The organism is Levilactobacillus parabrevis ATCC 53295 (assembly GCF_001434055.1).
Classification (GTDB): domain Bacteria; phylum Bacillota; class Bacilli; order Lactobacillales; family Lactobacillaceae; genus Levilactobacillus; species Levilactobacillus parabrevis.
This window is the reverse complement of the sequence record NZ_AZCZ01000002.1, coordinates 111,267-121,923: the sequence shown is the minus strand read 5'-3', so window position 1 is coordinate 121,923 and position 10,657 is coordinate 111,267. Positions and strand designations below refer to the sequence as shown.

Annotated in this window: 9 protein-coding genes; 5 read left to right on the top strand and 4 right to left on the bottom strand. The window is 49.9% G+C overall.

The annotated features are described in order from the left end of the window. Positions 1–34: 34 nt before the first annotated feature. The 3 genes from glpK to FD07_RS01090 form a co-directional block, all read right to left on the bottom strand. Entirely contained in the window at positions 35–1,552 is a 1,518-nt protein-coding gene (gene glpK / locus FD07_RS01100; RefSeq protein WP_020089439.1) for a glycerol kinase GlpK, read from the bottom strand. Between the two features lie 498 nt (positions 1,553–2,050). Then, positions 2,051–2,698, bottom strand: coding sequence for an endonuclease III domain-containing protein (locus FD07_RS01095; protein WP_020089440.1), 648 nt, complete (start codon positions 2,696–2,698; stop codon positions 2,051–2,053). A 177-nt stretch (positions 2,699–2,875) separates the two neighbouring features. Beyond that, on the bottom strand, positions 2,876–3,121 hold the full coding sequence (locus FD07_RS01090; RefSeq protein WP_020089441.1) for a hypothetical protein: 246 nt from the start codon (positions 3,119–3,121) through the stop codon (positions 2,876–2,878). Positions 3,122–3,711: 590 nt separating this feature from the next. Here FD07_RS01090 and FD07_RS01085 point away from each other — a divergent pair. The 3 genes from FD07_RS01085 to FD07_RS01075 all read left to right on the top strand — a co-directional run bounded on the left by FD07_RS01085 (position 3,712) and on the right by FD07_RS01075 (position 7,424). Further along, positions 3,712–4,446, top strand: a complete 735-nt coding sequence (locus tag FD07_RS01085) for a gamma-glutamyl-gamma-aminobutyrate hydrolase family protein (RefSeq protein WP_020089442.1) — start codon at positions 3,712–3,714, stop codon at positions 4,444–4,446. A 69-nt stretch (positions 4,447–4,515) separates the two neighbouring features. After that, entirely contained in the window at positions 4,516–5,172 is a 657-nt protein-coding gene (locus FD07_RS01080; protein WP_027825965.1) for a YczE/YyaS/YitT family protein, read from the top strand. 428 nt (positions 5,173–5,600) lie between these two features. After that, a complete protein-coding gene (locus FD07_RS01075; RefSeq protein WP_162254214.1) occupies positions 5,601–7,424 on the top strand; it encodes a DUF5776 domain-containing protein in 1,824 nt (607 codons plus the stop codon). Between the two features lie 111 nt (positions 7,425–7,535). Here FD07_RS01075 and FD07_RS01070 read toward each other — a convergent pair whose 3' ends face one another. Further along, positions 7,536–8,423 carry an alpha/beta hydrolase fold domain-containing protein gene (locus tag FD07_RS01070; RefSeq protein WP_020089445.1) on the bottom strand — a complete coding sequence of 296 codons (888 nt, stop codon included), beginning with the start codon at positions 8,421–8,423 and terminating at the stop codon, positions 7,536–7,538. A gap of 163 nt (positions 8,424–8,586) precedes the next feature. Between FD07_RS01070 and FD07_RS01065 the strand changes: the two genes are divergently transcribed. Together FD07_RS01065 and FD07_RS01060 are read left to right on the top strand one after the other, a co-directional pair. Continuing rightward, positions 8,587–9,381 carry a tyrosine-protein phosphatase gene (locus FD07_RS01065; protein WP_020089446.1) on the top strand — a complete coding sequence of 265 codons (795 nt, stop codon included), beginning with the start codon at positions 8,587–8,589 and terminating at the stop codon, positions 9,379–9,381. Positions 9,382–9,595: 214 nt separating this feature from the next. Beyond that, positions 9,596–10,537 (top strand): alpha/beta hydrolase, encoded by a 942-nt coding sequence (locus tag FD07_RS01060; protein WP_020089447.1) that lies wholly within the window; start codon positions 9,596–9,598, stop codon positions 10,535–10,537. Positions 10,538–10,657: the final 120 nt, after the last annotated feature.

Below are 10,657 nucleotides of genomic sequence, written 5' to 3'. Positions count from 1 at the left end.
CGTTTTTAAACGGGCGTGGTTGACTGTTGACCCATTACAGGTTATCTGGCTTGAATGCCCGTGTCGCCTTCACCGCTTGTTTCCACCCAGCATAGAGGTGTTCGCGCCGATCCGGCAACATGTTCGGCGTAAATAAGCGACCATCCGTCCGAATCTGTTTGATTTCATCCAGACTCTTCCAGTAGCCCACGGCCAGGCCCGCCGTAATGGCAGCGCCCATCGCCGTGGTCTCCTCATCGGCTGCTCGGTGCACCGGCGTGTCGAGAATATCGGCCTGGAACTGCATCAGATAGCGGTTCCGCGAAGCCCCGCCATCGGCCATCAGCTCGGAAATGTCGATGCCGGTATCCTGCTTCATGGTCCGCAAAACATCACGGGTCTGATAGGCAATCGACTGGAGCGTGGCCTTCACGAAGTCGTTACGGTTCGTCCCCCGCGACAGGCCAAAGACGGCCCCCTTCGCATCGGGATCCCAGTACGGCGCACCCAGACCGTTAAAGGCGGGCACCACGTAAACTTCATCCTCATCGGTCGAGGCCATCGCGGCTTGACGTGATTCGGGAACGTTGTCGATGATCTTCATACTTTCGTGAAGCCAAGCTAAGGCAGTACCAGCCACTAAGATTGACCCTTCGAGCGCGTAGGTCACCTTACCGTCTAGCTTATACGCAATCGTCGTCAACAAATTATGCTCGGACGTCTGTGGTTCATCCCCGGTGTTCATCATGACGAAGGCCCCATCACCGTACGTGTTCTTGACAGTCCCGGGTTCTAAGGCCAGTTGCCCCAACAAGGCGGCCGATTGGTCCCCGATTAGGCCGGCAATGGGCACTTCCACCCCGTAGAATTGGAAATTCTGCGTGACCCCGTAGACTTCGGAACTCGACTTCACTTCGGGCAACATCGCAGCAGGAATGTTGAGCCAGTTCAAAATATCCTGATCCCATTCGAGCTCGTGAATGTTAAAGAGCATGGTCCGACTCGCGTTACTGTAGTCGGTCACGTGAATCTTCCCCCCGGAGAGCTTCCAGGCCAGCCAACTGTCAACCGTCCCAAACAGCAGGTCGCCATTCTCGGCACGTTCCTGTGCTCCCGGCACGTGATCCAAAATCCAGCGAATCTTGGTGGCACTGAAGTAAGCATCTAGCACCAGTCCGGTCTTGTCTTTGATGGCCTTGGCACGACCGTCCGCAGCCAGCTTCTTCGCCAGACTCGCCGTTTGTTGACTTTGCCAACCGATAGCGTGATAAATCGGTTCGCCGGTAATTTTATCCCACACGATGGTGGTTTCCCGTTGGCTACTAATGCCAATGGCTTGAATGTTTTCTGGATGAATCGAGGCGTCGATAAGGGCGCTAGCAATCACCGAGAGCACACTGTTCCAAATTTCATTGGCGTCGGATTCGACCCAGCCCGCATGCGGATAATACTGGGGAACCTCCTTATAGCCTTCGATGACCTTGCGCCCGGTGCGGTCAAAAATCATCGCCCGGGTACTACTCGTCCCTTGGTCGACCGCCAAAATATAATCTTCCGGTTGTTTAAGTGCCATATGTATTTACTCCCTCCATAACTGCTTTCGAATCGGAAGCGGTTCCAATTTCACTTCACTCATCATATCACGACCCCGGTTGAAAACACCAGATTTTGTATCGGGTGCCCGCTGGTTTGGTAATTCCTTAAGGTTTTAAATCCATGTACGCTGCGCCTTGCCTTCGGGTCGGTGAAAATGAACCGTGACGCTGAGGGCGGACGCCTAAAGTCAAAGGCCGGTCTTTAGGCTTGGGTTGAAACCTCTGAGAACCGAATTTTCAACCCACCAATTGCCTAAGCGGCCAAGACCGCCACTAAGGCAATTCCCACAGCTGAGTCCATTTTCACCGGCCCTACGGCTTTACATGGATTTAAAACTAAGTGTCCAAATATTTTACTCAGCTCTGTGGTCTCCACACGGACACAACTCGCTGGCTCTCCTACCAACTCTGATGTGACGCCGACCGTAACTCACAGCAGACAGAATTCTAAGTAGTCACAAGCAGAAATTTCAATTCTAAATGGTCAGCTGTTTCCCTGCCAGAAACGATTGGGCAAAATCGGTATCATTTTTGATCTGCTTACCGAACTCGTCGATCAGAGCATGAAACTCCTGATAGTCGGCCAAGGCGAAGTCGAGTTGACCCAGGACCTTCTTCTGGAATGCTGGATACGTCTTGGGCATGGTTGCACCCAGCCAACCGAATAACCGTCGCGCATAGGTGTCGACCATGAAGGTACCGTGATCCAGCGTGTACATCAGGATGTAATCGGCGGTCTCGTTGCCGATACCCGTAATACTGAGCAGCTCTTCGCGGAGACTGGCCCCACCGCGCTGTTTCAACGCAGCTAAGTCATCGTTAGCCTCGCCCAACCAAGTTGCTAGCGCCAGAATCGCTTCACTCTTTCGTTGGTAGAATCCACTGCTGCGAATCACGGGAATCAGCGTATCCGGCGTGTATTCCCGCAATTTGGCTGGATTGAATCCCGTCTGTGCCTTGAGGGCGATCAGTGACGGCTCCACGTTACGCCAATTGGTGTTCTGGACCAGAATCGCGCCCAGCATGATTTCGACCGGCGTCTCGGCCCACGGCGTACCGGGCTTCAACCAGGGTTGCGGCCCCATCTCCTTCGCCATCGTGCGATACAGTTCTTCTAGCGTCACGTTGCCTGCCTCCAATTCTGTCAAATCAATCCTATCCATTTTACCGAAACCAACCGCAATCTGCCAGCGAACACCCTTTTAATGGCATTAAAAAGAGCTTGAGGTCAGCCCCCAAGCTCCGGTAAGTCTAAAATTTGTTGCGACCTATTCACTACCATAACCGCGAATATGTAAAGATCAAACCCGTTTGATGACTAAGCGGATATCGCCTTCGCCTTCAGGATTCAATTCTTCTTTGTACTGGAAGTTAGCGCTTTCGAAATACTTCTTGATTTCGTCGTTTAACTCCTCGATGGGCCGAACATCCTTATCTTGACGTTGCAGTAAAAGCGTGTATTCCTTTGAATCCTCATCGACGTTTTCAAAGCTGTAAAGAACCGCTTCAGAATTCAAAATCTCTTGAATCACTTGTCGTTCTGTCATCATGTTTACCTCGCTTTATTTTTTTGTCTACTATTCTATTGTAGGGTTATTCAAAATAATTGTGAATTATTTTGTCAAAAAATTTTACGGGTTGGGTAGCGTTTCCAAATCAATTACATTAAGGTTTTCAATGCCCAGCCGACGACCGCAAACGACTCGTCAAATGACACCGTCAACACCCGATTGACTCACCAATTTCAACATAACTATGCCCCAACTTAGCCAGAATCCGCAAATCGCCAAATAAGCGTGACAAAGCCTCAGCACCACGGGTATACTGGGCAAGTATCATCATATTAGATTTCCATGAGATATGACCAATTATCAGAGATTCATTGCAGGTTAACGCCGTATGAGTCGCAGGGTTGGTTAAAATGGGCTCAGCTGTGGGAATTGTCTTAGTGGCGGTCTTCGCCGCTTAGAGAATTGGTGGCACTAAGACACGATTCTAGTGGCTTAGTGCCAAGCCTAAAGACCGTTCTTCGGCTTTAGGCGTCCGCCCTCAGCGCCCCAGTCCATTTTAACCAACCCGGAGACGCTGTAAGGCGAACGGTTTAACCCCCAATGGAAAATTGAAAGGAAGCGACGCTATGCGCCCACGCATTGCTTTACCCGCCGACACACTCGACGAAGCCACCAATATCATTAACGAACGGAACGCTGCCTTTGCGCCGCGCCCCGCAGTGGAGGCCATCGTCAAAGCCGGTGGCCTGCCAATCATTCTACCGAGCGTCGATCCGGCTGACGTTGCCGAGTACCTGCCCCTCTTTGACGGGGTGCTCTTCCTCGGTGGTGCCGATGTCGACCCCACCTTCTTTAATGAAGAACCCCACATCCGGTTGGGTAAGACCTATCGCAAACGCGACCTATTCGAAGTTGAACTCCTAAAACAAGCCGTTGCCAACAACAAGGCGATTCTCGGCATCTGCCGTGGCTTACAGCTGATCAACGTTGGGCTAGGTGGCACCTTGTACCAGGATCTCAGCGAGGACAAGGCCGCCTATATCAAACACAGTCAGGCGGCCATGGGTAACCAGCCCAGTCACCACATCACGGTTGCACCCGACAGCATGTTGAGCACGTTGGTTGGTCCCCGGCCCTACGTCAATTCACGGCACCACCAAGCCGTTAAGGACGTGGCGCCCAGTTTACAGGTGACCGCAATGGCTGATGACCAAGTCGTCGAAGCCCTGGAGTCACCAGACAGCGACCAAATTCTGGCCGTCCAGTGGCACCCGGAGAACATGTATAAGCATCACGAAGAGTCGCGCCAGATCTTCGCCAACTTTGTCCAACGGGCAGCTAAGCGCACACCGACTTTGTGAAAAGACTTCCCATTACAGGAAAAGTAAACTACACTAAAGGGTATACGAGAGAAAGCAGGGTGACGGAAAGTGGCGAAAATGCAAGACTTTGGACAACGCATGCGTTTTTTGGTGTTCTCCATCTTTTTAAACTCCGCCGCTAACGCCTTAACCATTTCGACCAACCTTGGGAGTGCCGTTTGGACTGGTTCATCCGTCAACCTGGCGAATTGGATTCACGTGCCCCTAGGGACCACACTGTTTGGCTACGGGATCGTGGTCACCATTATGAATCAACTGTTTCTGGGACACTTTGACCGTAAACGGTTCGTCTCCAACATCCTCTACATCATCCCCTTCAGTTACCTAGTCGAATGGATTGGCTACTTCTGGAACTGGATTGGGGTCAACACGCTGAATCTGACTGGCCGCGTGATCGTCGATATCATTGGCCTCTTCGGGGTGGCAGCCGCCGTGTCCATCTACCAGCGGTGCAATATCATCATGCATCCTAACGATGACCTGGCTTACATTCTGCGGTTCCGTTTCCTAAAGGGTTCCGCCGTCATTGCCCAGTGGACGAGCTACATCCCACCGGTTACCATTATCGTGCTGTCTTACATCTTTACGGGCCAACTGCACGCTATCGGTTTCGGGACGGTGCTGGCACTGGTTGCGCAAGGTGCCGTCATGGGCTGGTCAGACTACCACGTCTTTCCACGATTGAAACACCACGTAGATGTTTAGCATATTTTACAAATAAAAAATTTTTAGACCATTTTGAGGTTAAGACCCTACCGTCCTAACCTCTTTTTAATAGAAAAAAATGAGGTTGACCAATCTTCGCTCGCAATACAAGCCATTTCCCCCTGAAACCATTTCTATGTGTGAGCAATCGTGGCAAAATTACTTGATATACCAAGCTTTTGACATGAATTTTCTTTTAAAACGACCAACGCATGAACGATTTCCAGCTTATTAATCAGTCGATTACCACTTTTTAGTTGCTTTGTGCAACTAACACTTTAGCTTTTATTCTTCTCATTATATTTTCAAATAATCCGCTTCCATTACTATTACAAAGCCACTTTAGCACTTATATTACAACTATAATTATGGTATACTGCTCTCCAATGAGGAAGCAAAAAGTATACGGGGTGATCTAAATGTTCAAAATGACTAGAAAAATTACAATTGCCGGCTTAGCACTGATTCTCTTTGGGGGAGTCATCAGTCCCAGCGTCGTTCACGCTGATAGCACCGGAACTTCAGATAATGCGACAGCAGCCACGACTAAGGCTAACGATGCCGCAGAAACCACGATTAAAGTTGGTTCAATTGGGATGCCATATACTCTAATTAGTGATAGGGATGGTAATACGAAATATTACACCTATCCAGGCGCTCCTACTGTACTAACCGCCGCAGAAATTAATAATGATGAGTTCATGAACAAATTGATGGCTGATAATCCTGAAATTCCTTCAAGCATACAAGAATCCCTTCAGCAACAACTCGCAGCTTCAATTACTGTCGACTTAAATAAATCCTATATCGATTATATGTATGAAACATACGGAGAGGCCTCGGGAATCTCAAAAGAAGAGGTAATCGAGTCGCAAACCTTATCCTCATATGCAATGGTATGGCTTGCTAGTCACGTTGCTCAGAAAAAAGAAGGAATCATCACCTTCGATCAACTCCAGTCCGACTACCAAAATTCACTTCGAAAGAAGCTGGTAGCTGTTTCTTCTACTGCAGGGCTCCTGACACAAATGGATTCAATGTTCAAAAGTGAAGAGAACTATGATATACTCAGCGATTTAATTTACAACGCCTTAATCAGTGGTACTGTCCTAAGCAACTACTCGGATAAAAAACTAACAACCATCGACCCAGATGCTTCCTATCGTCAAATGGTTTCACTACTCAGCAAACCCATGTCCGACTACTATATCAAACAAGCAGACGGCACCTACGAAATGAGTGGTTTACTCCTAAATGGTCTGCAGGCCTACAGCTTCTGGTTTGAAGAAAAGCCAGTTATCCCTGACCCAACACCAACACCCACGCCTAGCGCCAGCCAGCCCGTCACCGTTCACTACGTCGATGACCAAGGCAACACGCTGAGGCCAGACAAGACGTTGACGGGTAAGCTCGGTGACAGCTACAAGACCGCGCCCCTCGACATCAATGGCTACGGTCTGACCGATACGACCGGTGACGAGACGGGAACCTTTAGCAGTACTGCCAAATCCGTGACTTACACGTACGCTCCCGTTATTATCAGCGGCGGTGATGGCGCTACTATTGCCCCCGAAGGCACTGTCATTTACGCCACGAAGAAGATTGGCCTTTACAAGCACGCTACCTTCACCAACAAGGCGCGCAAACAGTGGTACGCTAAGAAAGCGCGGATCAACCGGCCGATGTTTGTCGTAACCGGCTACGCCAAATCTAAGAACGGCGTCAAACGTTACCAAGTCAAGGACGTCAATCACCACAGCAAGACCAACGGTAAGACCGGTTACGTCACGGCCAACGCCAAGTACACCAGCCGCGTTTACTACGCCGCTAAGCACAAGACGATTACCGTCATCAATCCTAAGGGCGTTAACGCCTACAGCAAGAAGAGTTTGACCCACAAGAAGGCCCACTACAAGCAAGGCCAAGTTCTAAAAGTTAAGAAGATCGTGAACCAGAACTTAACGACCCGGTTTGTCCTGAGCAACGGTCGCTACATTACCGCTAACAAGACGCTCGTTCAGTCTGGCAAACAAACCATGCCTAAGCGCGTTCAAGCCAAGACTGCATTGAATCGTTACGGTACAGCTAACCTGACGAAGCAGAACAAGCACTTCTCCGCTCACGCGATTCTCAAGGTGACCGGTTGGACTTACGCCAACGCCAATAACTTTAACAAGAATGACACGTTGCGTTACCAAGTTGCCGGTGGCTATATCACAGGGAACAAGCAATTAGTTCGCGTGATTAAATAGCAGTTTAGATATGAAGAACCGCCTCCCAGATGAAGTGGAAGGCGGTTCTTTTTGGTTAGCTTTAAATTGATTGTTTTTTGTCAGTAATTACTAAATGAGCCATCTCGATAGCTATTCTAGCTCACCGGTTAAGATAAACTGTTTGATTTCTTTGAAAGTCTTTTTTGATTCTGGCAATTCCGGCCACAGAATGTAGTCATGCAGCATCGACTTCATCACGTGGGCCGTGAACGGCGTGCCACTGGCGGTCTCCAACTTCTGCAGCAACCGTTGGTCATCGGCCCGCAACAATTCATTGGTGCCGTAGTACAACATGACTGGTCCCAGGTCGTCAAAGTTACCATAGATGGGACTGACAATGGGGTCCGTCACCGGATGATTGCCGGCGTATTTGAAACCGATTTTCTTCAGCGTCGCCAGTGTGAGGAACGGGTCGTGCTTAGCGGCCACGTTGAGGTCGGGATTCATCATACTGAGATCGGTCCACGGTGAGACGAGGACGGTCCCAGCTGGCATCGGCTCTTGGTGCTCCTGCAATTGTTGGAGTACGGTCAGCGCCAAGCCACCACCAGCGGAATCCCCCATTAAGAAGAATTGGTCGTCTGGGTACTGTGCCCGCAAATATTCATAGGCATTCATTGCAAACGTCACCGTTTGATCGACGGTGGCTTCGGGAACTAACGGGTAATCAACATAGGATACACGCAGATTGGCTTGCTGAATCATGGTCACCATTAGCTTCCGGTGACCCGTCGTCCCTTGCATGGTGTAGGCCCCGCCGTGAAATAAAATCACGTGCTGGGGCAGCGGCGCACCGGAACCCGCGGTGAGAATCCGACCGCCAAAGACTTCGCGTTCTTTAGTGACGATGGATTCTGGAAATTTTTGGGGTACCACGGCGCGGTTCTGCCGACTGGGTTGTAAAAATGCTTGCTGCATCTGCTGCTTGAGCTGACTATGCTGGGTCTTGAAGAGTAACCATTTCCCACGCAAACTCACGACTATCACCCTATCTTTTTGCCTTCTTCATTCTCTTTGCCCTTATGCCAGTATACAGCGTTTCACGAAAAAGAGCTTCCTCCAGAAGCAATTACTAGGTAATTTTTGCAAAAACCGTTAAAATAGAACGCGTAGTAACTGATAGGAAAGGGTGGAAATAGTAATGACAAACAACCGAATTATCGCCGTGACTGGGGGCCTCAACTTCAGAGAATTAGGGGGTTATCCCACGATCGACGGGCACACAGTCAAATGGCATAAATTGATTCGGACTGCTGGCCTGGCTGATCTCACCCCCGCCGATCAACAGCACCTCACTGATTATGGTGTCGTGGCTGATGTGGACTTTCGTTCCAAGGACGAACAGCTTCAATCACCCGACAAGGTGCCCGCTGGCGTGAACTATCATTTTCTCCCCGTCTTCCCTGCCGATGACGAGACGGATGCCTCTGCTTCACAGGAACAATTGGAAGAACGCTTCTCAACTGATGACCAATCCGGCCACAATCACATGCTGGATGTCTACCGGCAAATGATGACGCTGCGCTCTGCCCAGGTCGCCTATCACGACTTCTTTGAAACGTTACTGGCAAACGACCAACCGGATAAGGCTGTGCTGTTCCACTGTACGGCTGGTAAAGACCGGACTGGGATGGGCGCCTACTTTGCGTTGAGCGCCCTAGGTGTCGACCCACAGGTGATTCGTCAGGATTATCTGATGACTAACGATGTGATTGCCCCCAAGATTGCCCAGCAAAGCGCGGCGGCCAAGGAACGCGGGCTGAGCCAAACGTTTATCACCAACATGCGTGCCCTCTACACGGTCAGTCCGGATTACTTTGCGGCCGCCACTAAGATCGTGAACACCCAATACGGTGGTGCCCAGGACTATTTGCATGATGTGTTGGGCCTCTCTGGTCGTGACATCACCGACTTGAAGCGGCTGTACTTGGATTGAAATTAATTGACAAATCACGGAATGACTGCCAGACTAATCGCTTATCGGTTAGTCTGGTTTTTAACCACAGCGAACTGTTGGGATTATTTTCAAAGTTCATTACGGTTAACATCCAATCGCCTCTTATAGTAGATTATCTTTTAAACGCGACTGGGACAGTTATGTTAAAGAAACAAGATTCAATCGACCTCAAAATACGAAAGGACCTGATTAATTGAAGAAGAAAACGTTGACCTGGACCCTCCCCCTAATTGGTATCGCAGCGACCTCGCTGTTTGCCAGCGAACGGCTCTTTAACTTCGCTTTTAAGCGGGTCAATTACGTTCCCGAAACTTCTGCCGATAAGCAGAAATATGCCGATGCCTATTACGCCTACGTGGACTGGTATCAAGCCGTTTCTAAGGAGAAGTGGTACCTTCATGAGCACGACCCCAAGAACCGGATGGTCGCGGAATATATTCCCGCTGAGACGCCGAGCAACAAGACCGTCATCATTTCTCACGGCTACAAGGGCAACGGCGAAACCATGGCCAACTTCGCGCAGATGTATCACCGGTTAGGCTTCAACGTCCTCTTGCCCGACGATCGTGGTCACGGCGAGAGTGCCGGCAAATACATCAGCTTTGGCTGGCTGGACCGGCTAGACTACCTTCAATGGATTCAGCAGGTCATCGACCGGTCTAACGCCGACGTGAAAATTTTAATGTTCGGGGTTAGCATGGGTGGTGCCACGATGGAAATGTTATCCGGTGAAAGCTTGCCACCACAGGTCAAGGCCATCATCGCCGACTGTGGTTACTCGAGTATCGAGGCTGAGCTGACCTATCTCCTCAAGCGCCAATTTCATTTACCGAAATACCCGATTGAACCCCTCGTCAGCACCATTTCCAAGCGACGACTGGGCTATTATCTGGGTGATGTGACGGCAACCGAACAGCTCAAGAAAAATAAACGACCAATTCTCTTTATCCACGGCGAAAAAGACGTTTACGTGCCAGTTGGTATGGCCTACGAAAATTACGCGGCGACCCATGCGGCCAAGCGGTTGTGGATCGTGAAGAACGCCTCGCACGCTGAAAGCTTTTGGATCAACCCTACGCGCTATCAAGCTCACGTAGAGGAGTTTCTAGAGACCTACTTTGATGCGCAAGATTAAGGAAACTTCACACGTTTAGAATTCCTTTAACAAATTGTCAAAAAGTCGTCACAGGTTTCCCCCGTTTCTATTCACAATCTCCAGGTATAGTAATAACCATAGTAATTAGCCAGTAACTGT